The 23,899-nt window shown below is 72.3% G+C and carries 23 protein-coding genes; 13 read left to right on the forward strand and 10 right to left on the reverse strand.

Going from position 1 to position 23,899, the window contains the following annotated elements:
• Positions 1-10: 10 nt before the first annotated feature.
• Positions 11-1,909 carry a SpoIIE family protein phosphatase gene (locus LCH29_RS11875; RefSeq protein ID WP_446461648.1) on the reverse strand — a complete coding sequence of 633 codons (1,899 nt, stop codon included), beginning with the start codon at positions 1,907-1,909 and terminating at the stop codon, positions 11-13.
• 96 nt (positions 1,910-2,005) lie between these two features.
• Here LCH29_RS11875 and LCH29_RS11880 point away from each other — a divergent pair, with 96 nt between their 5' ends.
• Positions 2,006-6,277: a HAMP domain-containing protein gene (locus LCH29_RS11880; RefSeq protein ID WP_446461649.1), complete on the forward strand. Its 4,272-nt coding sequence runs from the start codon at positions 2,006-2,008 to the stop codon at positions 6,275-6,277.
• A complete protein-coding gene (locus LCH29_RS11885) occupies positions 6,274-6,903 on the forward strand; it encodes a response regulator (protein WP_446461650.1) in 630 nt (209 codons plus the stop codon). Before LCH29_RS11880 ends, LCH29_RS11885 begins: the two co-directional genes overlap by 4 nt.
• Here the strand turns inward: LCH29_RS11885 and LCH29_RS11890 are convergent.
• Positions 6,897-7,367 (reverse strand): MarR family winged helix-turn-helix transcriptional regulator, encoded by a 471-nt coding sequence (locus LCH29_RS11890; RefSeq protein WP_446461651.1) that lies wholly within the window; start codon positions 7,365-7,367, stop codon positions 6,897-6,899. The two genes, LCH29_RS11885 and LCH29_RS11890, sit on opposite strands and share 7 nt — an antisense overlap.
• A 137-nt stretch (positions 7,368-7,504) precedes the next feature.
• Here LCH29_RS11890 and LCH29_RS11895 point away from each other — a divergent pair, with 137 nt between their 5' ends.
• From LCH29_RS11895 to LCH29_RS11910, 4 genes are read left to right on the forward strand one after another with little or no spacing between them, the layout of a single operon-like run.
• Complete coding sequence (locus tag LCH29_RS11895) at positions 7,505-8,434, forward strand: SDR family oxidoreductase (protein ID WP_446461652.1); 930 nt, start codon at positions 7,505-7,507, stop codon at positions 8,432-8,434.
• Positions 8,431-9,303, forward strand: coding sequence for an amidohydrolase family protein (locus LCH29_RS11900; RefSeq protein WP_446461653.1), 873 nt, complete (start codon positions 8,431-8,433; stop codon positions 9,301-9,303). Before LCH29_RS11895 ends, LCH29_RS11900 begins: the two co-directional genes overlap by 4 nt.
• A 7-nt stretch (positions 9,304-9,310) precedes the next feature.
• Positions 9,311-10,795 (forward strand): acyl-CoA synthetase, encoded by a 1,485-nt coding sequence (locus tag LCH29_RS11905; RefSeq protein WP_446461654.1) that lies wholly within the window; start codon positions 9,311-9,313, stop codon positions 10,793-10,795.
• Between the two features lie 32 nt (positions 10,796-10,827).
• The gene (locus LCH29_RS11910) at positions 10,828-11,286 is read left to right on the forward strand and encodes a MaoC family dehydratase (RefSeq protein ID WP_446461655.1); all 459 of its coding nucleotides are present in this window, start codon (positions 10,828-10,830) and stop codon (positions 11,284-11,286) included.
• Positions 11,287-11,289: 3 nt separating this feature from the next.
• Here LCH29_RS11910 and LCH29_RS11915 read toward each other — a convergent pair whose 3' ends face one another.
• Positions 11,290-12,027, reverse strand: coding sequence for a hypothetical protein (locus LCH29_RS11915; RefSeq protein WP_446461656.1), 738 nt, complete (start codon positions 12,025-12,027; stop codon positions 11,290-11,292).
• An 88-nt stretch (positions 12,028-12,115) separates the two neighbouring features.
• On the opposite strand from LCH29_RS11915, the gene LCH29_RS11920 reads away from it, so the two are divergent.
• Genes LCH29_RS11920 through amaP form a run of 5 tightly spaced genes read left to right on the forward strand, consistent with a single transcriptional unit; the run spans position 12,116 to position 14,281 of the window.
• Positions 12,116-12,592, forward strand: a complete 477-nt coding sequence (locus LCH29_RS11920; protein WP_446461657.1) for an Asp23/Gls24 family envelope stress response protein — start codon at positions 12,116-12,118, stop codon at positions 12,590-12,592.
• Between the two features lie 51 nt (positions 12,593-12,643).
• Complete coding sequence (locus LCH29_RS11925) at positions 12,644-12,835, forward strand: hypothetical protein (RefSeq protein ID WP_009718945.1); 192 nt, start codon at positions 12,644-12,646, stop codon at positions 12,833-12,835.
• Positions 12,819-13,157, forward strand: coding sequence for a hypothetical protein (locus LCH29_RS11930; RefSeq protein WP_446461658.1), 339 nt, complete (start codon positions 12,819-12,821; stop codon positions 13,155-13,157). Before LCH29_RS11925 ends, LCH29_RS11930 begins: the two co-directional genes overlap by 17 nt.
• The gene (locus LCH29_RS11935; RefSeq protein WP_446461659.1) at positions 13,154-13,726 is read left to right on the forward strand and encodes a DUF6286 domain-containing protein; all 573 of its coding nucleotides are present in this window, start codon (positions 13,154-13,156) and stop codon (positions 13,724-13,726) included. Before LCH29_RS11930 ends, LCH29_RS11935 begins: the two co-directional genes overlap by 4 nt.
• A 9-nt stretch (positions 13,727-13,735) precedes the next feature.
• Entirely contained in the window at positions 13,736-14,281 is a 546-nt protein-coding gene (gene amaP, locus LCH29_RS11940) for an alkaline shock response membrane anchor protein AmaP (RefSeq protein WP_446461660.1), read from the forward strand.
• A 666-nt stretch (positions 14,282-14,947) separates the two neighbouring features.
• On the opposite strand, the gene LCH29_RS11945 is transcribed toward amaP, so the two are convergent.
• From LCH29_RS11945 to LCH29_RS11965, 5 genes are all read right to left on the reverse strand, one after another.
• Complete coding sequence (locus LCH29_RS11945) at positions 14,948-15,703, reverse strand: SDR family oxidoreductase (protein WP_446461661.1); 756 nt, start codon at positions 15,701-15,703, stop codon at positions 14,948-14,950.
• Positions 15,704-15,707: 4 nt separating this feature from the next.
• The gene (locus LCH29_RS11950) at positions 15,708-17,489 is read right to left on the reverse strand and encodes a glycoside hydrolase family 15 protein (RefSeq protein WP_446461662.1); all 1,782 of its coding nucleotides are present in this window, start codon (positions 17,487-17,489) and stop codon (positions 15,708-15,710) included.
• A gap of 30 nt (positions 17,490-17,519) precedes the next feature.
• Complete coding sequence (locus LCH29_RS11955) at positions 17,520-18,332, reverse strand: SURF1 family cytochrome oxidase biogenesis protein (RefSeq protein WP_446461663.1); 813 nt, start codon at positions 18,330-18,332, stop codon at positions 17,520-17,522.
• A gap of 78 nt (positions 18,333-18,410) precedes the next feature.
• Positions 18,411-18,644 carry a hypothetical protein gene (locus LCH29_RS11960; RefSeq protein ID WP_009718952.1) on the reverse strand — a complete coding sequence of 78 codons (234 nt, stop codon included), beginning with the start codon at positions 18,642-18,644 and terminating at the stop codon, positions 18,411-18,413.
• Between the two features lie 197 nt (positions 18,645-18,841).
• Entirely contained in the window at positions 18,842-19,822 is a 981-nt protein-coding gene (locus LCH29_RS11965) for a DEDDh family exonuclease (protein ID WP_446461664.1), read from the reverse strand.
• 162 nt (positions 19,823-19,984) lie between these two features.
• On the opposite strand from LCH29_RS11965, the gene LCH29_RS11970 reads away from it, so the two are divergent.
• Positions 19,985-20,905, forward strand: coding sequence for a sterol desaturase family protein (locus tag LCH29_RS11970; protein ID WP_446461665.1), 921 nt, complete (start codon positions 19,985-19,987; stop codon positions 20,903-20,905).
• Positions 20,902-21,555, forward strand: coding sequence for a lysoplasmalogenase (locus LCH29_RS11975; protein ID WP_446461666.1), 654 nt, complete (start codon positions 20,902-20,904; stop codon positions 21,553-21,555). The genes LCH29_RS11970 and LCH29_RS11975 overlap by 4 nt, the downstream gene beginning before the upstream one ends.
• Here the strand turns inward: LCH29_RS11975 and LCH29_RS11980 are convergent.
• Positions 21,530-22,051, reverse strand: a complete 522-nt coding sequence (locus LCH29_RS11980; protein ID WP_446461667.1) for a hypothetical protein — start codon at positions 22,049-22,051, stop codon at positions 21,530-21,532. The two genes, LCH29_RS11975 and LCH29_RS11980, sit on opposite strands and share 26 nt — an antisense overlap.
• Positions 22,052-22,141: 90 nt before the next feature.
• Positions 22,142-23,662, reverse strand: a complete 1,521-nt coding sequence (locus LCH29_RS11985; protein ID WP_446461716.1) for a S8 family peptidase — start codon at positions 23,660-23,662, stop codon at positions 22,142-22,144.
• Positions 23,663-23,899: the final 237 nt, after the last annotated feature.

The raw sequence follows: 23,899 nt of genomic DNA on the forward strand, positions 1-23,899 counted from the left end.
GCCCGCGGTCTCACTGCGCCCGCATCAGCTCCTGCGCCGATGTCGGCACCGCCTCCAGCACCAGCACCGCGAGATCGTCGTCGATCGGCTCGGTGCCGAAGTCATGGGCGGCCAGCCGCACCCGCTCCGCGATGGCCTTGGCGCCGAGCCCCGCACAGCCGCGCAGGATGTCGGCGAGGCCGTCGTCGTCGTCCAGCTGCCGGTTGCCGTCCCGCCGCTCCGTCACCCCGTCGGTCACGCACAGCAGCGTCTCGCCCGGCGCCAGGTCCAGGGAGTCGGCGTGGAAGTCGGGCTCGTCGTCGATGCCCAGCAGCATCTGCGGGAGCGCCGCGGGCGCCACCTCGCCGTCGGTGCTCAGCCGCAGCGGCAGCGGATGCCCGGCGCTGGCCAGGACGCAGTGCGCGCCGCCCGATTCCGGGTCGGGCTCCAGCTCCCCGTAGAGCAGGCTGAGGAAGCGCGACCGGGCCTGATCGCCGCCCAGGGCCGCGGCCTCCGCCTCCTCCTCCACCAGGGCCTGGTTGAGCCGGGTCAGTACCGACTCCACGCCGTGCCCCTCGCGGGCCAGCAGCCGCACCAGGTGGCGGGCGAGGCCGGTGACCGACATGGCCTCCGGGTCGCTGCCGCAGACGTCGCCGAGCAGGAAGCACCAGCGGCGGCCGCCCATCGGGAACAGGTCGTAGAAGTCGCCGCCGACAGTCTGGCCCTCGCCGTGCGGCTCGTAGACGATCGCGGTGTCCACGCCCGGGATGTGGGCCAGCGAGACCGGCAGCTGGCGGCGCTGGAGCGCCCGGCTGATGGTGGCCTGCTGGGTGTACTGCCGGGCGGTGGCCACGGCCTGGGCCATCCGCCGCGCCAGGTCGTCGGAGAGCCGCACCACGCCCTCGGTCATCTGCGGCACCCCCGCGCGGCCGAGCAGCAGCACGCCGTAGCCGCGGCCACGGGCGAGGAGCGGGAAGGTCAGCGCGGAGCCACCCGTGCCGGAGGGGGCGGCGGCCTCGGGCCAGGGCCAGGGAGTGCCGGGAGCGCCGAGCCCGGCAGGTGGCGGATCGCGCTCCAGGGTGGCGCGGAGCGCCTCGATGCGGCGCTCGTCGTTGTGCCAGACCCGGCGCAGCTCCAGCCGGCCGCTCTTGGAGTTCAGCCACACCGCGCACCAGTCGGCCAGCCGGGGCACCAGCAGCTGCCCGGCGAGGGAGGCGACCATGTTCTCGTCCAGCTGTCCGGTGAGCAGCTCGCTGGCCTCGGCGAGGAACGACGGTCCGCCGCGGTCGACCCATTCGGCCGTCCGGTCGCGGCGCCCCTCCGGCGGGGCGGGGGTACGGGGCGCGGCGGCGCGCGGCGCGCGGTGCGGGGCCTCGTCGGGGCCGACGTCGACCCGGGGCGAGGCCGTCTCGGTGTCCAGGCGGAACCACACGGACTTGCGGGTGCGGTGGTACGTCACGCCCCAGGACTCGGCGAGCGCGCCGATCAGCTGGAGGCCGCGGCCCCGGCCGTGGCGCTGGGTGTCGGGTCCGCCCAGCACCACGCTGGCGGGGTGCAGATCGGCCACCTCGATGACGATGCCCGGGCGGTCCCGCGGCTCGGCGTCGGCGGAGGCATCGGCGGGGGCATCGGCGGGGGTGTCTGCGGGGGCGTAGTCGGAATCATCCGGTCCGTTCCCGGCCCGGAGGCGGCAGGTGACCTCGACCCGGGTGCCCGCGTGCAGTACGGCATTGGTGACCAGCTCGCTCACCAGCAGTACCGCGTCTTCGGTCACCCGCGCGCCGACCGCGTCGGCCCCGAGGATTTCGGTCGCGGTCTCCCCCGCGAGGGTGGTGCGGACGAAGGAGCGCGCGGCCCCTGGCGCGCGCACGCTTCCGGGCAGCGTGGTCCGGGCGACGGACTCGCGCGAGAGAGGAAGCAAAGCTCCCACGTGCGGCTCCTGGGCAATTCGGGCGGATTAGGCCATCTAGGTGCCATATTATGACAGACGTAGGGATATCTAATGATCTTTTAAAGGGACAGCGCCATGGCAAGCGACCCGAATCCCGCGGAGTGCACCGCCGAGCTGAGGTCGCTGCTGGCGGCGATGAACGCCTTGTGCGACGGCGACTTCACGGTACGTATGGACGGCACGGGCGAGGGCGTGCTCGGCGAAGTGGCCGGAACGTTCAACCAACTGGTGGCACGCAACGCCCACCTGGCCTCCGAGCTCCAGCGGGTCCGCCGCGAGGTGGTGCGCCAGGGGCGCCTCGACGAGCGGATCACCGCGAGTCCCGGCCAGGGCGGATGGGCGGCCAGCGTGGACGACGCCAATCAGCTGGTGGACGCGCTGACCGGCCCCGTGTCCAACGCCACCCGGGTGCTGGACGCCATCGCCGAGGGCGATCTGACCCGGCGGGTCGACCTGCATGACGGCAACCGTCAGCTGCGCGGCGATCTGCGGCGGCTGGCCCGCGGCGTGAACCGCACGGTCGATCAGCTGTCGCTGTTCACCGGTGAGCTGACCCGGGTGGCCCGCGAGGTCGGCACCGAAGGACGTCTCGGCGGCCGGGCGAAGGTCCAGGGGCTGTCCGGGGACTGGCGCGAGGTGACCGAGGCCGTCAACACCATGGCCTCCCGGCTGACCAGTCAGGTCCGCGACATCGCCGTGGTGACCACGGCCGTGGCCCGCGGCGACCTCACCCAGCAGGTGACCGTCGAGGCCACCGGTGAGCTGCTGGAGCTGAAGCTGACCGTGAACACCATGGTCGACCAGCTGCGCGCGTTCGCCGACGAGGTGACCCGGGTGGCGCGCGAGGTCGGCACCGAGGGCGAACTCGGCGGCCGGGCCCAGGTGCGGGGCGTGTCCGGGGTGTGGAAGGACCTGACGGACAACGTCAACTTCATGGCGTCCAACCTGACCAGCCAGGTCCGCAACATCGCCCAGGTGACCACCGCGGTCGCCACCGGTGACCTCTCACAGAAGATCACCGTCGACGCCCGGGGTGAGATCCTCCAGCTCAAGAACACCGTGAACACCATGGTCGACCAGCTGTCGGCGTTCGCCGACGAGGTGACCCGGGTGGCGCGCGAGGTGGGCACCGAGGGCCGGCTGGGCGGCCGGGCCCAGGTGCGGGGCGTGTCCGGGGTGTGGAAGGACCTCACCCAGAACGTCAACTTCATGGCGGACAACCTGACCTCCCAGGTCCGCAACATCGCCCAGGTCGCCACCGCGGTCGCCGAAGGAGACCTCAGCAAGACGATCGGCGTGGAGGCCAAGGGCGAGATCCTGGAGCTGAAGTCGACGATCAACACCATGGTGGACCGGCTGTCGTCCTTCGCCGACGAGGTGACCCGGGTGGCGCGCGAGGTCGGCACCGAGGGAAACCTCGGCGGCCAGGCGCAGGTCCGCGGCGTGTCCGGGGTCTGGAAGGACCTGACCGAAAACGTCAATTTCATGGCGCTCAACCTGACCACCCAGGTCCGCAATATCGCCCAGGTGACCACGGCCGTCGCCGACGGCGACCTGTCCAAGCAGATCACCGTGGACGCCCGGGGCGAGATCCTGGAGGTCAAGGAGACCGTCAACACCATGGTCCAGCAGCTCCGGGCGTTCGCCGACGAGGTGACCCGGGTGGCCCGCGAGGTGGGCACCGAGGGCCAGCTCGGCGGCCGGGCCGAGGTGCGGGGCGTGTCCGGGGTGTGGAAGGACCTGACGGACAACGTCAACTTCATGGCGTCCAACCTGACCAGCCAGGTCCGCAACATCGCCCAGGTCGCCACCGCGGTCGCCCAGGGCGATCTGTCCAAGAAGATCGACGTGGACGCCCGCGGCGAGATCCTGGAGCTGAAGACGACCATCAACACGATGGTCGACACCCTCTCCTCGTTCTCCTCCGAGGTCACCCGTGTCGCCCGCGAGGTCGGCAGCGAAGGACGGCTCGGCGGCCAGGCCCGGGTCGAGGGCGTCTACGGCACCTGGAAGCGGCTGACCACCAGCGTCAACGACCTCGCCCTCAACCTCACCACCCAGGTGCGCGCCATCGCCGAGGTCGCCTCCGCCGTCGCCAAGGGCGACATGTCCGGGTCCATCTCGGTCGAGGCGCAGGGCGAGGTCGCGGAGCTGAAGAACAACGTCAACCTCATGGTGGCCAACCTGCGCGAGACCACCCGCGCCAAGGACTGGCTGGAGTCCAACCTGGCCCGTATCGCCTCCCTGATGCAGGGCCACCGCGATCTGGTCGAGGTCGCCGACCTGATCCTGCGCGAGCTGGCGCCGCTGGTGAACGCCCAGTTCGGAGCGTTCTTCCTCGGCCAGCCCGGCGCCGGACCCGGCGAGGGCATGAAACTGATCGCCGGATACGGCACCGAGCAGAACAACGGCCCGCTTCCGGCCTCCGGCGCCGGCGGCCGCGGACTGGTCGCCCAGGCCGCCCAGGAGAAGAAGCGGATCCTGATCAACAACGTCCCGCCCGACTACATCACCATCAACTCCGGGCTCGGCGCCGCGCTCCCCACCAGCGTCGTCATCCTGCCGATCCTGTACGAGGACCTGGTGCTCGGCGTCATCGAACTGGCCTCCTTCAGCCGGTTCAGCGAGGTCCACCTCGCCTTCATCGACCAGTTCGTCAACACCATCGGCGTCTCGATCAACACCATCATCGCCAACGCCCGCACCGAGTCGCTGCTGTCCGAATCCCAGCGGCTCACCACCGAGCTGCGGCAGCGCTCCAACGAGCTCCAGCGCTCCAACGCGGAGCTGGAGGAGAAGGCCGCGCTGCTGGCCACCGCCTCCCAGTACAAGTCCGAGTTCCTGGCCAACATGTCGCACGAGCTGCGCACACCGCTCAACTCGCTGCTCATCCTGGCCCGGCTGCTCGCCGACAACGCCGACCAGCGGCTGTCCCCCCAGGAGGTGCAGTTCGCCACCACCATCCACCGCTCCGGCTCCGATCTGCTCCAGCTGATCAACGACATCCTCGACCTGTCGAAGATCGAGGCCGGGCGGATGGACGTCCGCCCGAAGAAGCTGCCGCTGATGAAGCTGCTCGACTACGTGCACGCCACCTTCCGGCCGCTCGCCATCGACCGGGGCCTGTCGTTCGAGATCGCCGTCGGCGAGGACGTACCGCGCGAGCTGTACTCCGACGAGCAGCGGCTCCAGCAGATCCTGCGCAACCTGCTCTCCAACGCCCTGAAGTTCACCTCCTCGGGCGGGGTGAAGCTGCGCGTGGAGCGGGCGGTCGGCACGGAGTTCCAGGAGGAGACGCTGCGCGACGCGGACGCGGTCGTCGCGTTCTCCGTCAAGGACACCGGCATCGGCATCGCGCCCGAGAAGCTGCCCGTGATCTTCGAGGCGTTCCAGCAGTCCGACGGCACCACCAGCCGCAAATACGGCGGCACCGGCCTCGGCCTGTCCATCAGCCGGGAGATCGCCGGAATGCTGGGCGGCCGGATCATCGCCGAGAGCGAGCAGGGCGTCGGCTCCTGCTTCACGTTCTACGTCCCCGCGCACTACGCCGGGGTCGTCCCGCCGCCCGACGTGTCCGACCCGCGGGCCACCGGCGCCACCGTCCCGGCGGCGCTGCCCACCACGAACGAACCGCTCCCGGACACCGCCGACCACGCCCCCAGCGGCGTGTTCAGCGACCAGAGCGGCGTGACCGGCGACCGCGGATCCCTGGAGAACCTGCTGGCCCCCCAGGACCGCGGCGGCGAGGACGAGGCGCGGACGGACGCCCCCCGGCTCCAGGAGTGGCAGTGCGGCCGCCCCAGCAGGGTGCTGACCGGCCGCCGCATCCTCATCGTCGACGACGACATCCGCAACGTCTTCGCGCTCACCCATGTGCTGGGCCGCGTCGGCATGACCGTGAAGTACGCGGAGAACGGCCGCGAGGGGCTGGACGTCCTGCACCGCAATCCGGATGTGTCCCTGGTGCTGATGGACGTGATGATGCCGGAGATGGACGGCTACGAGACGATCCGGGCCATCCGCGGCACGCCCCGGCTCGCCGATCTGCCGATCATCGCCCTGACCGCCAAGGCCATGCCCGGCGACCGCGAGAAGGCGCTCGAAAGCGGCGCCAACGGCTATGTCCCCAAGCCGGTGGACGTCGACCGGCTGATGTCCACGGTCTGCGACCTGCTCGACCCCGTGCCCGGACCGGTCCCCGGAGAACCGGGGGAGGGTGCGGAGTCCGTTGACGACGGCGGCGCGCCCGGGGACGAGCGCGATGACGTAACCGGCGCCGAGACCGCCGACGAGACCGGCCCGGACGCGGAGACGCGCCCGCCGAGGCCGAGACAGGGGGAGTCATGAGCGCCGCCGCACCCGACCGTGCCGGAATCCTGATCGTCGACGACATGGAGGAGAACCTGGTCGCGCTGGAAGCCGTCCTGGGCCCGCTCGATCAGCGCCTCGTCCGTGCCCACTCCGGTGAGGAGGCGCTGAAGGCGATGCTCCGGCAGGACTTCGCCGTCGTGCTGCTCGACGTCCTGATGCCCGGCATGGACGGCTTCGAGACCGCCGCCAACATGAAGCGCCTCGACCAGACCAAGGACGTCCCGATCATCCTGCTGACCGGAACCGACGTCGACTCGGACTATCCCTACCGGGGCTACGCCATCGGCGCCGCCGACTTCCTCACCAAACCCATCGACCCCTGGCTGCTGCGGACCAAGGTCAACGTCTTCCTGGACCTCCACCGCAAGAACCTCCAGCTCGCCGCCCAGGCCGAGCAGCTGCGCCGGCAGCTGGCCGGTGAACCGGACCCCTCGGACGAGCGGCTGGAGCGGGTGTCCGAACAGCTCGCCCGCACCGCGGCGATGCTGCGCGAGGGCGGCGGGGGCGGTGAGGAGGCGGCCGGGCTGGCCGACTGCGTCACCGAGCTGAGCCGCACCGTGGAGGAGCTGCGGGCCGCCCGGCAGGCCTACCAGGGTCAATGATCCTGCGGCGGCGCGGCCGACATCGCCCGGGTGCAGTCGATCAGCGCATGGCGCAGCTCCCCGCGCTGGTCCTCGCTCAGCCCGCCGAGCATCCGCTCCTCCAGCAGCCGCACCTGCTCGTCGTAAGCGCGCAGCGCCTCGCGCCCCCGGTCGCTGAGGCTGATGAGCAGCACCCGGCGGTTGGCCGGGTCCCGGCGGCGCTCGATGAACCCGCGCTCCTCCAGCGTCTGGACCATCTCGTGCATCGTCTGCGGCTTGACGAACGAGCGCCGGGCGAGCTGGGCCGACGACAGCCCGTCCCGGCGCTCCAGGACCGTCAGCGCCGTGTACTGGAGCGTGGTCAGGCCGAGGGGGCGCAGCAGCGCGTCCAGATGGGCCCGTATCGCCTGTTCCAGCCGTTTCACCAGGTAGAGCGTGCCGACCTGGTCCAGCTGCGCGGTGTCGGACTGCTCGGAAGTGGTCATTCGGCCATCTTGCCCGACCGGTGACCGGGCACGGCGTCCGGCCGTTGCTCCGCCCATTGACACCCGACCTCCCGGAGTGCTGGACTCACCATAAGCATCAGGAACCCTGATGATACTCGTGGAAGGAAGCGAAGCCCATGGAGCTGACGGGGAAGACCGCCCTCGTGACCGGCGCGGGGCGCGGCCTCGGCCTCGCCTACGCCCGCGCCCTGGCCCGGGCGGGGGCCCGCGTGGTCGTCAACGACGCCGACGCGGCCACCGCGGAACAGGCCGTCAAGGTCATCACCGACGAGGGCGGTACGGCGGTCGCCGCGCCCGGGGCGGTCGGCACCAGCGAGGTCGCCGACGCGCTCGTGGACCGCGCGGTCGAGGCGTTCGGACGGCTGGACGTGCTCGTCACCAACGCGGGCATCCTGCGCGACCGGGTGCTGTGGAAGATGACCGACGAGGACTTCGACGCGGTTGTCGGCGTCCACCTCAAGGGCACCTTCACCTGCGCCCGCGCCGCCGTCCGGCACATGCGCGAGCGCGGCGGGGGCGGCCGTCTGATCCTCATCGGCTCACCCGCGGGACAGCGCGGCAACTTCGGGCAGACCAACTACTCCGCCGCCAAGGCGGGCATCGTCGGCATGACCCGCACCTGGTCGATGGAGTGCGCCAAGGCCGGGATCGGCGTCAACGCGGTGATCCCCGTCGCCGCGACCGCCATGACCGCGACCATCCCCGCCTTCGCGCCGTACGTCGAGGCGCATGAGGAGCGCGGCGAACCGCTGCCCGGCTGGCTGCGGCAGGGCGAGGGCTTCGGCACCGCCGACGACGTCGCCGGGCTCGTGGTCTTCCTCGCCTCGGACGCCGCCGACGGGATCACCGGGCAGGCCATCGGCGTCGGCGGCGACCGGCTGACCCTGTGGACCCACCCCGAGGAGACCTCCGCGGTCTACCGCGAGGGCGGCTGGGACGCGGACGCCATCGCGGGCGTCTGGGGTACGTCGCTGGGGCGGCACCCGGAGGGCGTGGGCATCCCCGCGCCCGTCGACCCGAACAGCACGGAGGGGGCCGGGCGGTGAACCTCGACGACCTCGTCGCCATCGACGTCCACACCCACGCCGAGGTCTCGGCCGACGGCCACTCCTCGCTGAGCGGCGAACTGGCCGAGGCGTCCGCCGCGTACTTCAAGACCCATGGCGCCCGGCAGCCCACCATCCCCGAGCTGGCCGCCCACTACCGCGAACGCCGCATCGCCGCCGTCGTCTTCACAGTGGACGCGGAGAGCGCCACCGGCCATCCGCCGATCAGCAACGAGGAGGTCGCCGCCTCCTGCGCCGAACACGCCGACGTCCTCATCCCGTTCGCCAGCGTCGACCCGTGGAAGGGCCGGGCGGCGGTACGCGCGGCCAAGCGGCTGGTCGAGGGCCACGGGGTGCGCGGCTTCAAGTTCCACCCGTCCCTCCAGGCGTTCCGGCCGAACGACCCGCGGTTCTATCCGCTGTACGAGGCCATCGAGGAGCTCGGGGTGCCCGCGCTCTTCCACACCGGGCAGACCGGGATCGGCGCGGGCGTGCCCGGGGGCGGCGGCATCCGGCTGAAGTACTCCAACCCGATGGACGTGGACGACGTCGCCGTGGACTTCCCGGATCTGCGGATCATCCTGGCCCATCCGTCGTTCCCCTGGCAGGACGAGGCGCTGGCCGTCGCCACGCACAAGCCGAACGTCTACATCGACCTGTCCGGCTGGTCGCCCAAGTACTTCCCGCCGCAGCTGGTCCGCTACGCCAATTCGCTGCTCAAGCACAAGGTTCTCTTCGGCTCCGACTACCCGGTGATCGCCCCGGACCGGTGGCTGGCCGACTTCGACAGACTCGATATCAAGCCCGAGGTTCGGCCGCTGATCCTCAAGGACAACGCGGCGCGGCTGCTCGGCCTCACGAAGGAGTGAGCGGGAGATGATGATCGAGCAGCAGGGGACCGGCATCGGATCGTGGCCGCGGCGGCGGGCCCGTAAGACCCCCGGGCGGATCGCGATCGTCCACGGCGACGACACCCAGACCTACCGGGAGCTGGACGAGACCGTCACCCGGTTCGCCCGGGCCCTGCGGGCGCGCGGGATCGGGCGCGGCGACCGCGTCGCCTACCTCGGCCCCAACCACCCCTCGTTCCTCCACGCGCTCTTCGCCACCTGCGCGGTGGGCGGCGTCTTCGTCCCGCTCAACACCCGGCTCGCCGCGCCCGAACTGGCGTACATGCTGAGCGACTCCGGTGCGCGGCTGCTCCTCCACGACCCGGGCTGTGCGGAGACCGCCGCGGAGGCGGGCCCGGGCATCGCGGTGGCGGTGGACGACCTGGTGAGCGGGGCCGGTGACGGGGACGACCGGGCGGACGAGGTCATGGCCGACGACGACCCGTGCATGATCATGTATACGTCCGGCACCACCGGCCGACCCAAGGGCGCCGTCCTCAGCCACGCCAACATCACCTGGAACAGCCTCAACGTCCTGGTCGACACCGATCTGGCCTCGGACGAGATCACCCTCGTCACCGCGCCCCTCTTCCACACCGCCGCGCTCAACATGACCTGTCTGCCGACCCTGCTCAAGGGCGGCCGCGTGGTGATAGAGCCCGGCTTCGACGCGGAACGGATGCTCGACCTGATCGAGGGCCAGGGCGTGACCTGCCTGTTCGGCGTCCCCACCATGTTCGCGGCGGTCGCGGAGTCGCCGCGCTGGGAGACGGCCGACCTGTCGAGCGTCCGCATCCTGATGTGCGGCGGCTCGCCCGTCCCCACGGCGCTGATCGAGGTCTATCTGCGGCGCGGCCTCTCCTTCATCCAGGGGTACGGGATGACCGAGGCGTCCCCCGGGACGCTGCTGCTCGACCGCGAGATGAGCGCCGTCAAGGCGGGCTCCGCGGGCGTGCCGCACTTCTTCACCGACGTCCGGCTGGTCCGGTCGGACCTGACCGGCGAGGTGGCTCCCGGCGAGCCCGGCGAGATCCTGGTGCACGGCCCCCATGTGATGCGCGGCTATTACGGCCTGCCGGACGCGACCGCGGAAGCGCTGCTGGAGGGCGGGTGGTTCCGCTCCGGGGACGTGGGGGTGCGGGACGAGGACGGCTATGTGTCCATCGTGGACCGCGTCAAAGACATGATCATCTCGGGCGGCGAGAACGTCTATCCGGCCGAGGTCGAGAACGCGCTGTACGGCCACCCCGACGTCGTCGAATGCGCCGTGATCGGCATGCCGGACGCCCGGTGGGGCGAGGTCGGCAAGGCCGTCGTGGTCCTCCGGGCCGGAGCCGCCACCGAGCCGCAGGACCTGCTCGACCACCTCGCGGGCCGCCTCGCGAAGTACAAGGTGCCGAAGGCGGTCGAGTTCCGGACCGTGCTGCCGCGCACCGCCAGCGGAAAGATCCGCAAATCCGCCCTGCGCTGACGATACGCAACCCCCATGAACGGAGACCCCGCATGCCCACGACCGTGAACAGCTTCGACGAGCTGAAGCAGCTGGCCGGACAGCACCTCGGGCACAGCTCGTGGCACCAGATCGAGCAGAACCGGATCGACACCTTCGCCGACGCCACCGGCGACCACCAGTGGATCCACGTCGACCCCGAGCGCGCCAAGGACGGCCCCTTCGGCGGCACCATCGCCCACGGCTATCTCACCCTGTCCCTCCTGATCCCGCTGTGGAGCGAGATCCTCGAACTGGGCGGCGTCCGGATGGCCGTCAACTACGGCCTCAACAAGGTCCGGTTCCCGGCGCCGGTCCCGGTCGGCGCCCGGATCAGGGCCGGGGCGACGCTCGCCTCCGTCGACGAACTCGGCGACGGCGGCGCCCAGGCCGTCATCGACCTGGTGGTGGAACGGGACGGCGGCGACAAGCCGGCTTGCGTCGCCCAGGCGGTCCACCGCTACCACTGGTGACGGTCAGCCGCCGTCGTCCGCTACCACTGGTGAGGGTTCTCTGCCGTCGTCCACGGCGGTGACGAGGACGGCCACCGTCGCCGGGGGCGGCGCGGTGGCCGCGACCGCCCCGCGCACCGCGCGGGCCACGTCCAGGGCGCGGTGGCCCGGAGCGACGGCCAGCTCGACGCGGAGGTGCGGCCCCTCGATCCGTACGGCCCGATGGCTCAGCGCCGGGGCGAGCCGGGCCACGCCGGGCACGGCGGTGACCGCGGCGGCGACGGCCGAGCCGTCGTCCGGCTCCTCCGCCCGCCGGGTCGGCTCCCCGGCGGGCGGGCGCCCCGGAATCTCGTCCAGCACGTCCAGCACGTCCAGCACGTCCGTCACCCGCAGGTCCACCGCGCCCACCGCCAGCCCCAGCCGCTCCGCCGCCGCGCTCAGCAGGGCCCCGCGCAGCCGGTCCGCCGTCTCCGGCAGCGGCCGGTCCACCGTCGCCGCCACCTCCGCCTCGACCCGCAGCGGCCCCGGCGGCAGCGCGCTCGGCGGGGCCGGGACCGCGGGCGGCGCGGCGGCCTCCGGGTCGGCCAGGGCGATACGGAGCGTCCCGAGGCGTACGCCGGGCACGGCCTCGGCCGCCCGGCGCAGCACGGCGTCCGCCGCGTGCTCGGTCAGCCAGGCCCCGTCCTCCGGCCCGCCCAGCGGGAGGAGACGGCCGAGCCGCAGCTGCTGCCGCACGGCTTGTGCGAGCCGGTCCGTGACCATGCCTGAATGATGCATAACGTGCGCATTGCGCGCCAAGCAGCTTTAGTGTGGCAAGTAGGTCGAATGGACAAGAAAGGGGCGAATGGTGATGTCCGAGACCGCGCCACGGAACCGGCCCCAGACCCCCGTCGCGGAACCGTCCGCCGGTACGCCGAAGACCTTCGGGAGCAGCATCGACCCGGGAGCGCGCGGCCGTACCACCATCGCCGACGGGGTGGTCGAAAAGATCGCCGGAATGGCCGCCCGCGATGTGGTCGGCGTCCACGCCATGGGCGGCGGCATCGCCCGCACCTTCGGAGTCGTCCGCGACCGGGTGCCGGGCGGCGGCAAGTCGGTCGCCCGCGGGGTGAAGGCCGAGGTGGGCGAGGTGCAGACGGCCCTCGACCTGGAGATCGTGGTGGACTACGGCGTCTCGATCGCCGACGTCGCCCGGGCCGTGCGGGAGAACGTGATCGCGGCGGTCGAGCGGATGACCGGCCTCGAGGTGGTCGAGGTCAACATCGCGGTCAGCGATGTGAAGTTGCCGGACGAGGAAGAGGAATCGCCGGAGCCCAGGCTTCAGTAGCGGCGCCGCGGCGCCGTGGCGCTCCGGGCGGCTCCAGCAGGGGAGCACACGATGAGCATGGCCGTGATCGGGATGATCGCGGGGATGGCGCTGGGTTTCGCCGGATTCTTCGGTGGTTTCGGGGCCTTTCTGCTGGTGGCGGCGCTGGGCGCCGTCGGGTTCGTGGCGGGCCGGTTCCTGGACGGTGACCTGGAACCGGGCGACTTCTTCCGCACCCGCGACCGTGGTGAACGGCGGCGGTGAGGTGAGCGAGCCGGGCGAGCGCGGCGCGACGCGCATCGCGGACCGCGTCGTCGCGAAGATCGCCTCACGGGCGGCGCGGGAAGCGCTGGGCAGCGGGCCCGGGCTGCTGCCGTACGCGGCCGTCGCGGTCCGCGCGGGCGCCGCGCGCGTCCGGGTCGCCGTCGAGCTGGGCTATCCGTCCGACATCGCCGCGCAGTGCGCTGCGGTACGGCGCCAGGTGACGACCCGGGTCGGCGAACTGACGGGTATGGAGGTGCCGGACGTGTCGGTGACCGTGGAACGCCTGTCCTCACCGCAGCTGGACCGGGGGCACGTCCGATGAACGGTGCGGGCCGCCCCGGCCGCTTCTGGTCAGCCCGGCGCGTACCGGCCGGGCTGACCGCCCTGGTGCTGTTCGGCGCGCTCGGCCTGCTCCTGTACGACATCGTCTCCGAACGCACCGGCCACCCCGTGATGGAGTGGCGGCGCTGGCTCGCCGAACAGCTCGCCACGCGCCCCCTCCACGACGGCTGGATCGTGGGCATCGCGGTGGCCCTGGTCGTGATCGGCGCCTGGATGGTGGCGCTCGCCCTGACCCCGGGCCTGCGGGGGCTCCTGCCGATGGGCGATGCCGATTCCCATGCCGAGAACGATGCCGATGCCATCCGGGCGGGAATCGACCGCACCGCCGTCCGCCTGGTGCTCCTCGACCGGGCGATGGCGGTGCCCGGCGTACGCGCCGTACGCGTCGATGTCGGCCGCCGCCGCATCAGGGCCCGCGCCCAGGCGCACTTCCGCGACCTCGACGAGGTACGGGCCGACCTGCTGACCGCCCTCGGCGACGGCATCCGGCAACTCGGGCTCGCCCGGCGGCCGGGCCTGTCCGTCAGCGTACGGCGACCGGCGAGGTGATCGGGCGCCATGAGGATCGTGAATCGGCTGCTGCTGGCCGTACTGGGCCTCGCTCTGACGGCCGCGGGCGTGGCGACTCTCCTGGCCGGACGGCGTTCCCCGAATTCCGTCCTGCTGACCCGCGCGGACCGGGTGCGCTGGCGCGCCGAGGACTGGTGGTGGCCCGGCGTCATCGCGGGGCTGAGCGTGCTGGTCCTGCTCGCGCTGTGGTGGGCCCTGGCCCAACTGCGGCGCCGCCGTCTGGACGACGTCCTGGTCCCGCTGGACGACGGCACCGGCGCCCGCCTGCGCGGCCGCGCCCTCGAAGCCGCCCTGAGGGCCGACGCGGAGTCCCTGTCCGGCGTCGCCCACGCCCACGTCCACCTCCACGGCCGCCGCGCCGCGCCGCGGGCGCGGGTGGGCCTGGTCCTGGACGCCAGGGCGGAACCGATGGCGACCCTGCGGGCCCTGGAGGCCGAGACCCTGACCCAGGCCCGCACCTCAGCGGGCCTCCCCCACCTCCCGGCGGAGGTCCGCCTACGGCGCGAACACCACGGGGCGGAGCGGGCGCGGTAGGCGCGGGTGCGCCGGGGTTCGGTGGTGGGTGCGGGTGCGGGGTCTCCGGGGCGGGGTCCTGGACCGTCTATTTGCGGCGCCGCCGCCGTAGAGCGTGTCGTGAACGTCGACCAATCGGCGCCACACATACACGTGGCGTCCAGGACCCCACCCCTCCGACCCCGCCCCCTCCCGCCATCGGCGGCCACCCGCCGATGGCCCTGCCCGGCACACCACCCGCCGAGCCAACCGCGCCGCCTTCGGGCCTACAGCACACCCCCTTCGGGCCTACAGCCCAGGCTCTCCGGGCGTACGACCCAGCCCCTTCGGGCGTACAACCCCGCGCCTCCGGTGCTTGAGCAGCACAACCCGGCCCTCCGGGCGTACAGCCCAGCCCCTCCGAGCGTGCAGCCCAGCCCCTTCGGGCGTACAACCCCGCGCCTCCGGTGCTTGAGCAGCACAACCCGGCCCTCCGGGCGTACAACCCAGCCCCTCCGAGCGTGCAGCCCAGCCCCTTCGGGCGTACAACCCAGGCCCCTCCGGCGCTTGAGGAGCGGGGTCTGGGGCGGAGCCCCAGCGGGGTCCAGGGGCGGAGCCCCGGCGGGGGTTTGGGGGCGGAGCCCCAACGGGGTCCGGGGCGGAGCCCCGGGGTCGGGTAGGGGCGGGGTGGGGAACAACCCCCCGGCCTCACCAGCCGTGCAGCGCACCCCCGTCCACCGGAAGCATCAGCCCGGTGAGGTAGGACGCCGCGGGCGAGAGCAGGAACGCGGCGGCCTTGCCGAACTCGTCAGGCGTCCCGTACCGCCGCAGCGGAATCGCCGCACTGTTCCGCTCACGGGCGGCATCCGCGTCACCCGAGAGCCCGTCCAGCTCCCGCACCCGGTCGGTGTCGATGCGCGCCGGAAGGAGACCCACGACGCGGACACCGCGGGGGCCGAGCTCCAGCGAGAGGTTCTTGGCGAAGCCCGCGAGCCCGGGCCGCAGGCCGTTGGAGACGGTGAGCCCGGGGACGGGCTCGTGGACGGACCCGGAGAGGACGAAGCCGATCACGCCGCCGGGGGTGAGTTCGGCGGCGGCGGCCCGGGCGAGCCGCACGGCGCCGAGGAAGACCGAGTCGAAGGCGGTCTGCCACTGGGCGTCGGTGATGTCGGCGGTGGGCCCGGCGGGCGGCCCGCCGACGCTGATGAGGATGCCGTCGAAGCGGCCGAACCGCTCGCGGGCGGTGGCGATGAGGCGTTCGGCGGCGTCGGGGTCGGCGTTGTCGGCGGCGACGCCGACCACGTCCGGGCCGAGGCCGGCGGCGGCCGCGGCGGCGTTGTCGGCGTCGCGGCCGGTGATGACGGCCTTGGCGCCGTCGGCGACCAGCTCGGCCGCGGCGGCGCGGCCGAGCCCGCGGGTGGCTCCGGTGACGATGTACACGCGGTCTTTGAGTCCAAGATCCATGGGTTCAGTCTGCCTGGGCCGGGTCCGAAAGGGTGAGGGCGGTCCCCACCAGACCGATGTGGCTGAAGGCCTGCGGGAAGTTGCCGAGCAGCCGGTCGGCCCCGGGGTCGTACTCCTCGGCGAGGAGGCCGACGTCGTTGCGCAGGGACAGCAGACGGTCGAACAAGGAGGAGGCCTCCCGGCGGCGGCCGGCGAGGTGGAGGGCGTCGGCGAGCCAGAAGGAGCAGGCGAGGAAGGCGCCCTCGCTGCCGGGGAGCCCGTCGGCGGTGTCGTCGGTGGAGTAGCGGCGGATCACGCCGTCGTGGCTGAGCTCGCGGCGGACCGCGTCGATGGTGCCGATGACGCGGGGGTCGTCGGCGGGGAGGAAGCCGACGCGGGGGATGAGGAGGGTGGCGGCGTCGAGGGCGGTGGAGCCGTAGGACTGGGTGAAGGTGGTGCGGGAGGCGTCGTAGCCCTTCTCGCAGACCTCGCGGTGGACGGCGTCCCGCATGGCGCGCCACCGGTCGGTGTCGCCGTCCAGCTCGGGGTGGGCCTCGATGGTGCGGACGGCGCGGTCGGCGGCGACCCAGGCCATGACCTTGGAGTGGACGAAGTGGCGGCGGGGCCCGCGGACCTCCCACAGCCCTTCGTCGGGGTCCTGCCAGGCGGATTCGAGGAAGTCCATGAGGGCGCTCTGGATCTTCCAGGCGTGCGGCTGGGGTGCCATGCCGTGGGCGCGGGCGAGGTGGAAGGTGTCGAGGACCTCGCCGTAGACGTCGAGCTGGCACTGGGTGACGGCGTCGTTGCCGACGCGGACGGGGGTGGAGTGGCCGTATCCCTCCAGCCAGGGCAGCTCGTGCTCGGGGAGGCGTCGCTCGCCGCCGAGCCCGTACATGATCTGGAGTTCGGCCGGGTCGCCCGCGATGGCGCGGAGCAGCCAGTCGCGCCAGGAGGCGGCCTCTTCGCGGTAGCCGGCGGAGAGGAGGGCTTTCAGGGTGAGGGTGGAGTCGCGCAGCCAGCAGTAGCGGTAGTCCCAGTTGCGTACCCCGCCGAGCCGCTCGGGCAGCGAGGTGGTGGGGGCGGCGACGATGCCGCCGGTGGGCTCGTAGGTGAGCGCCTTGAGGGTGATGAGGGAGCGGACGACGGCGTCCCGGTACGGGCCCCGGTAGCGGCAGCGGGCGGCCCAGGAGCGCCAGTCGTCCAGGCTGGACCGCAGGGCCTCGTACGGGTCGACCTGGCGGGGCCGGGGCTCGTGGGAGGGGTGCCAGGTGAGGACGAAGGCGACCCGGTCACCGGCGGCGACGGTGAACTCGGAGCGGGTGCTGAAGTCCTTGCCGTAGGTGTGCACCTCGGGCTCGGAGCGCAGCCATACGGAGTCGGGCCCGGCGACGGCGATGCGGTGGCCGTCGGTGCGCCGCACCCAGGGGATGATGTGCCCGTAGTCGAAGCGCAGCCGCAGGACGCCCGCCATGTCGACGCTGCCGGAGACGCCCTCCACGATGCGGATGACGTCGGGCGCCCGGTCGCGCTGCGGCATGAAGTCGATGACCTTGACGGTTCCGGTGCCGGTCTCCCAGACGGATTCCAGGACGAGGGAGTCGTCGAGGTAGGCGCGGCGGGTGCAGGCACCGGCTCCCTTGGGGGCGAGCCGCCAGTGGCCGTTGTCGTCGTCGCCGAGGAGGGCGGCGAAGCAGGCCGCGGAGTCGAAGCGGGGCAGGCACAGCCAGTCGATCGAGCCGTCGCGGCCGACGAGGGCCGCCGTCTGGTGGTCCCCAATGAGCGCGTAGTCGTCGATGTCCTGTGCCACGTCCGGGCATCTTCCCGGAGAGCGGGAGAACTAGTCCGCGTGCGCGGCGGCGGGGGTCTTCGGCTCGGCGGTCCCGGCGGCGGCCTTGGCGGCCTCGGCCGCCCGGTCACGGCGCTCCCGGCGGGCCAGGACGAACCAGCCGACGGGCACTCCGGCGGAGAACAGCCACCACTGGACGGCGTACGCCATATGGGGGCCGATGTCGTCGTGCTCCGGCTCCGGTACCGGGTCGGGCTGCTCGGCGCCCTTGGGGGAGGACGAGGTCAGCTCAATGTAGCCGCCCTGGAGGGGGCGGCCGAGCGCCTTGGCCTGCTGCTCGCTGTTGATCAGCATGACCTGGCGCGGGGGCAGCCCCTGCTTGTCCTTGATGCCGCTGTCCGCGCTGGTCTCGTCGGCCTTGAGGCGGCCGGTGACGGTGACCTTGCCGCTGGGGGCGGCGGGGACCTCGGGGAACTTGGTGAGGTCGGCCCCGGCGGGGATCCAGCCCCGGTTGACCAGGACGGCCCGCTTGCCCTCGATCAGCGGGGTGAGGACGAAGTAGCCGATGCTCTGCTCGTCGGAGCCGGTGCGCTGGCGGACGACGACCTCGTGAGCCGTGTCGTACGTCCCGGTGGCGGTCACCGTGCGGAAGGTGTCGTCGCGGGGGACGGTGCGGCCGGGGGCGGTGAGCTTGTCGACCGGCACGGCGGGGGCGCCGAGGTTGTTCCCGATCAGCTGGTTCTGCGCGACCTTGGCCTCGTGGCGGTGCAGCTGCCAGAAGCCCAGCCTGATCATGGTGGGGATCAGTGCGAGCCCGATCAGGGTGAGGATCACCCACTGCCGGGTCAACAGGAAGCGGTACACGTCCTTGACACTACTCGGCGTGGATTGTCCCCCGGCCACGGGGGGCACCGGATGACAATCCACGCATCCGGACGGGACTCAGACGTGGTCGACGATGCCCTCCTTCCCTTCCGCGCGGGAGCAGTGGGCGCCGCAGTAGTAATGGCCGTCCACCTCCACTCCCTGGCCGATGATCTGGCACCGGCAGTGCTCGCAGATGGGCGCCATGCGGTGGATGGCGCAGGAAAAGCAGTCGAAGACGTGCACATTGCCCTGGGCGTGCACCTCGAACGTCATGGTGTAGTCGTTTCCGCAGACCTCACAGCGTGCCATGCGCCACAGCGTGCGGTGCCGGGCGGTGGCGGGCGAGCCGCGGGCGGGCGCGTCGCGTGAGTTTCACCTGATTGTCGGTTAGGGGGTGTCTTTCGGATCAGGCCGGGTCAGGGAGCGGGGTCAGGGGGCACCTCCCAGCGGTAGCTGGGGGAGCGTGCCAGGGCCCGCGAGCCCGGCATGATCCGGAAGACACCCCCTCAGGCGGGGGTGACGTCGAGGAGGAGGTGGGTGAAGGCGGCCTCGTCGACGATGGGCGTCCCGAAGGAGCGGGCCTTGACGGTCTTGGAGGTGGCCGCGTCCGGATCGTTGGTGACCAGCAGGCTGGTGAGCCGGGACACGCTCGTCGCCACGTGCAGCCCCGCCTCGATCGCCCGGTCCTCCAGCAGCTCCCGGTCGACCGAGGTGTCCCCGGAGAACGCCACCCGCATGCCCTGGGTCAGCGGCCCGCCCGGCTGGTAGCGCCCCGGGTTGGGGTAGGGGCAGGCGGGGCGCTTGCGGCTGGGGCGCCAGCTCTGCTGCCGGTACGAGCGCTGGGCGCCGATCCCGCGGGAGGGCGGGTCCGACCACTCGGTGAGCGGCTGACAGGCCAGCAGGGGCAGCCGCACCCCGGCCTCGGCGGCCCGGTGGAGGCTCGGCCGGAAGGTCTCGGCGAGCACGCGCGCGTCGTCCAGCGCGTGGTGGGCCCGCTCCTGGACGACCCCGTAGTGCGCGGCCAGGGTCTCCAGCTTGTGGTTGGCGAGCGGCAGCCCGAGCTCCTTGGAGAGGGCGATGGTGCACAGCCGCTGACGCACCGGCGCCTCGGTCTTCGACCGGGCGAACTCGCGGGCGATCATCGACCAGTCGAACGCGGCGTTGTGCGCGACCAGGACGCGGCCGTCGAGGCGCTCGGCGAACGCGGCGGCGATGTCCGGGAAGAGCGGGGCGTCGGTGAGCGTCTCCCGGGTGAGGCCGTGGATCCACACCGGCCCCGGATCGCGCTGCGGGTTGACCAGCGTGTACCAGCGGTCCTGCACCGCGCCCCGGGCGTCGAGCTGATAGACCGCCGCGGAGACGATCCGGTCGTCGCGGGCGAGACCGGTGGTCTCGACGTCGACCACCGCATACCCCTGCGGATAGGCCTCCGGCCACGAGGGTGTTGACGCGGTTCGCGGTGCGGCTGCCGTGGGGTCTTCGAGCATGGTCCATGAGGATACGGGCCGGCGCCGACACTCCGGGCCGCCGGGCCCGGGTGGGCACGTGCCGTCAGCCGACCGGCCCGGGCTCGTTGTTGACATCACGTCTAGCATACTTGTTGGTAACTACCTCTGGCGGTGCGGCGAAACCGGTTCTATGTTGCCGGTATGCCGCATTTGCCCAACGCCGTGCTGTGGTCGATACCCGCCTTCGTGCTGCTCACCGTCGTGGAGATGGTGAGTTACCGCCTGCACCCCGATGAGGACGCCGCCGGATACGCGGCCAAGGACGCCGCGACGAGCGTCACCATGGGGCTCGGCAGCCTCGTCTTCGACCTGGTGTGGAAGGTCCCCATCGTGGCCGTCTACGCCGCCGTGTACGAACTCACCCCGCTGCGCGTCCCGGTGGAGTGGTGGACGCTGCCGCTGATGCTGCTCGCGCAGGACTTCTTCTACTACTGGTCGCACCGCGGCCACCATGTGATCCGCATCCTGTGGGCCTGTCATGTGGTGCACCACTCCAGCCGCAAGTTCAACTTCACCACCGCGCTGCGGCAACCGTGGACCACCTGGACGGTGTGGCCGTTCTACGTACCGATGATCGCGCTCGGCGTGCACCCGGCCGCGGTCGCGTTCTGCTCGTCGGTGAACCTCGTCTACCAGTTCTGGATCCACACCGAGCGGATCGGCACCCTGCCGCGCCCGATCGAGTTCGTCTTCAACACCCCGTCGCACCACCGCGTCCACCACGCCTCCCAAGGGGGCTATCTGGACCGCAACTTCGGCGGGATCCTCATCGTCTGGGACCGGCTCTTCCGGTCGTTCGTCCCCGAGACCCATCGCCCGGTCTTCGGGCTCACCAAGAACATCGACACCTACAACCCGCTGCGCGTGGCCACCCATGAGTACGCGGCCATCGCCCGGGACATCGCGGCCGCCCGCGACTGGCGCGAGCGGGCCGGGCGGGTCTTCCGCGGCCCGGGCTGGGCACCCGCGGCGCCGCCCGACGCGGTGGGTGCGGCGGGTGCGGCGCCGCCCGGCGCGGCGGGCGCGGGGGAGCGCGAGCCGGAGCCGGAGCGCGCCGTATGAGCGCCGCGCGCGCCCTGGCCGGGCTCTTCGCGCTGCTGGCCGCCACCCATCTGGGCGCGCTGCTCGCGGACGCCACCACGCTCGTCCATCTGACGAAGCCCGCGCTGATGCCGGTCCTCGCGGCGCACGTCCTGCTGCGCGGCGGGCCGCGCCCGCTGGTGGCGGCCCTGCTGTGCGGCTGCGGCGGGGACGTAGCTCTGCAACTCGGCGGCGAGACCGCCTTCCTGGCCGGAATGGGCTGCTTCGCGGCCGGGCACCTCTGCTACCTCGCCCTGTTCGCGCGGTCCGGGCGGCCGCGTACGGCGCCATGGGTGGCGGCGGGCTACGGAGCGGTGTGGCTCGGCAGCACGGCCGCGCTGTGGCCCGGGCTGGACGCGGGGCTGCGCGTCCCGGTCGCGGCGTACGGCCTGCTGCTGACGGCGATGGCCCTGGGCGCGCTGCGGGCGGGCCCGTGGGCCGGGCTCGGCGGGGCGCTGTTCCTGCTCTCCGACGGCCTGATCGCGGCCGGTCTCGCGGACTGGCCGCAGCTGCCCGTACCCCAGTTCTGGATCATGGCCACCTATAGCGCCGCGCAATACCTGCTGACCGCTGGACTGCTGCGCCGAACGGCCCGCGAAGCGCCGCTCAGGGCGCTTCCGGCAGCCGTCTGAGCCGGACGATCCGGGCCGGGTCGGAGGGCAGGTCGTGGCTCAGGTCCCAGCCCTGGGCCCGCGCCACCTCGACGACATGGCCCGCGCCCACGGCGCGGTAGTCGCGCACCGGGATGTCGTACGGGCCGGGCGGCGGTGCCTTCCCGGCCTCCCGGGCGGCCAGCTGCCGGGCGGTCAGACCGGCGAGCTTCCCGTCGGCCCGCGCCCGGTAGTAGTCCGCGTCGCCCTCGTGCCGCAGCTCCGGCCAGGTCACGGACCAGGCGGGCCACAGCTCTGCCGCCTCGTGGAAGCGGTCCATCACCTTTCCGAACCCCTTCTCGAACCCGGGGATCAGGGTGAAGATGTCGGCCACCAGGGCGAACGCGAGGAAGACCAGGAAGAGCACCGCCAGCAGCAGCCACCACAGCGGCAGGATCAGCACGCTCAGAACGAACCGGAACACCAGCGGGGTGGCCGACCTCGGCGGCAGCGGGCCCCAGGAATCGTCGTGGTACACGGCGGCGGATCCTCTCGCGCGCTTCCCGGGAACACGTACGGGCCGCCGGGCGGAAGCGCTGCCCGGCGGCCCGTACATCCTGTCAGCGCGTCACTTCTTGACCGCGTCCAGGGCGTCCACGAGCCCGGCTCCGTAGAAGCCGTTGTAGCCCTTGCCGCCCTCGCACACCGCGTCGATCTCGCCGTCGCCGTCGATGTCGTACGACGTCGGGCAGGCGGTGTCGTCGGCCTGGGCCTTCAGGAGGGCCTTCACCTGTGCGGCGGAGGCCCCGGGGTGGGTGCTCTTGATGAGCGCCGCGACGCCCGCCGCGTGCGGGGAGGCCATCGAGGTGCCCGCCATGTAGCCGTACTTGCCGCCCGGGAGCGTGTTGTAGATCCGTCCGTCCTCGGCCGGGGGCGCGGGCTTCTGGTAGACGGTGCTGTCGCCGCCGGGGGCCGCGACGTCGATGACGCCGAGACCGTGGTTGGAGAACGACGACTTGAGCCCCTTGGCGCCCGTCGAGGCGGTGGTGACGACACCCGGCAGCTGGGTCGGGATGTCCAGGCAGGTGCTGGGGTCTATGACCCGCTCACCGGGAGTGGTGTCGTTCGGGCTGGAGGTGTCGGTGATCTTGTCGGAGGTGAGGTCGTAGTTCTCGTTGCCCGCGGCGGCCACGTTGACCACGCCCTTGCGCTCGGCGTACGACGAGGCCCGGCGCACCGCGTCGACCAGGGCCTTCTGGTCCGGGTCCCCGGTGCAGTTGAAGTACCACGGGTCGGTGTAATAGCTGTTGTTGGTGACGTCGACACCGTGCTCGGCGGCCCACATGAAGCCGCAGACGACGGCCTCGGTGTAGAAGAACCCGGCGGTCGTGGACACCTTGATGCCGGACACCTTGACGCCCGGGGCGACCCCGGTGACGCCGATGCCGTTCTTCGCGGCGGCGATCTCGCCCGCGACGTGGGTGCCGTGCGGGCTCTCCTCCGCGCTCGGCCGCCAGGCGCCGTCGGCCGTGTTCGGCTTGCCGGACACGCAGTTGACCGACGCCTTGCGGTCGAAGTTGGGCGCCAGGTCGGGGTGGGTGTCGTCCACGCCGGTGTCGATGACCGCGACCGTCACCTTGCGGCTGCCGAGGGTCTTCTCGTGGGCCTTGTCCGCCTTGATGGCGGGCAGGTCCCACTGGAGCGGCTCCAGCGGGTCCTGACCGGCCTCGGCGCGGGCCGCGACCGCCTTGCGCTCCTTCTCGCTCAGCAGCTTCGGGGCGCCGGTGTCGCCGGTGGACTGGGCGGGCAGCGGCGCGGTGCGGGTGGCACCGGCGGAGGCGACGCCGCGGACCGTACGGAGGGTCTTGGCGAAGTCGGGGTTCGCCGAGTGGGCGACGATGACGCCGATCCGGTCGTACGAGGTGACCACCGTGCCGCCGGCCTGCTTGATCGCCTTCCCGATCCGCGAGCCGTCGTGGTGGCCCGGCCGGACGTTGACGACGTAGCTCAGCGACGGGCCGTCGGCGGTCGCCGCCGGGGCGGCGGGCATGTGCTGGTCCTGCCCGATCGCGCCCGCCGAGGTCGGCAGGAACGCCAGCGCGCCGGTGAGCGCTAAGGCGGCGGGTATGGCGACGGCCCGTGGCGTCAGCCCCCGCGATCCGGAAGTCTTCTCTCGCGCAGTGGAACCTGTCCCGGGTCTGGGGGCATCCGATCTCAGCTGAGCCATGGGGTCTCCACCTCATCCGTAACGACCGCCGCAGCGCGGATGCGCGTGGGCGGGTACATGACGAGCGAAGCTATCGCTGATCATCGCCGGGTATCAATACATTCCGGAAGAAAACCCGCCACAGCGCCCGGATCCAAACGCATCAGCGATTTTTCCCTC

It is taken from the genome of Streptomyces sp. BRA346 (genome assembly GCF_052851135.1).

Coding starts and splice junctions, on each gene's coding strand:
- LCH29_RS11880 (WP_446461649.1), top strand. CDS start 2,006: ATGGCAAGCGACCCGAATCCCGCGGAGTGCACCGCCGAGCTGAGGTCG.
- LCH29_RS11885 (WP_446461650.1), top strand. CDS start 6,274: ATGAGCGCCGCCGCACCCGACCGTGCCGGAATCCTGATCGTCGACGAC.
- LCH29_RS11890 (WP_446461651.1), bottom strand. CDS start 7,367: ATGACCACTTCCGAGCAGTCCGACACCGCGCAGCTGGACCAGGTCGGC.
- LCH29_RS11895 (WP_446461652.1), top strand. CDS start 7,505: ATGGAGCTGACGGGGAAGACCGCCCTCGTGACCGGCGCGGGGCGCGGC.
- LCH29_RS11905 (WP_446461654.1), top strand. CDS start 9,311: ATGATGATCGAGCAGCAGGGGACCGGCATCGGATCGTGGCCGCGGCGG.
- LCH29_RS11910 (WP_446461655.1), top strand. CDS start 10,828: ATGCCCACGACCGTGAACAGCTTCGACGAGCTGAAGCAGCTGGCCGGA.
- LCH29_RS11915 (WP_446461656.1), bottom strand. CDS start 12,027: ATGGTCACGGACCGGCTCGCACAAGCCGTGCGGCAGCAGCTGCGGCTC.
- LCH29_RS11920 (WP_446461657.1), top strand. CDS start 12,116: ATGTCCGAGACCGCGCCACGGAACCGGCCCCAGACCCCCGTCGCGGAA.
- LCH29_RS11925 (WP_009718945.1), top strand. CDS start 12,644: ATGAGCATGGCCGTGATCGGGATGATCGCGGGGATGGCGCTGGGTTTC.
- LCH29_RS11935 (WP_446461659.1), top strand. CDS start 13,154: ATGAACGGTGCGGGCCGCCCCGGCCGCTTCTGGTCAGCCCGGCGCGTA.
- amaP (WP_446461660.1), top strand. CDS start 13,736: ATGAGGATCGTGAATCGGCTGCTGCTGGCCGTACTGGGCCTCGCTCTG.
- LCH29_RS11945 (WP_446461661.1), bottom strand. CDS start 15,703: ATGGATCTTGGACTCAAAGACCGCGTGTACATCGTCACCGGAGCCACC.
- LCH29_RS11960 (WP_009718952.1), bottom strand. CDS start 18,644: ATGGCACGCTGTGAGGTCTGCGGAAACGACTACACCATGACGTTCGAG.
- LCH29_RS11965 (WP_446461664.1), bottom strand. CDS start 19,822: ATGCTCGAAGACCCCACGGCAGCCGCACCGCGAACCGCGTCAACACCC.
- LCH29_RS11970 (WP_446461665.1), top strand. CDS start 19,985: ATGCCGCATTTGCCCAACGCCGTGCTGTGGTCGATACCCGCCTTCGTG.
- LCH29_RS11975 (WP_446461666.1), top strand. CDS start 20,902: ATGAGCGCCGCGCGCGCCCTGGCCGGGCTCTTCGCGCTGCTGGCCGCC.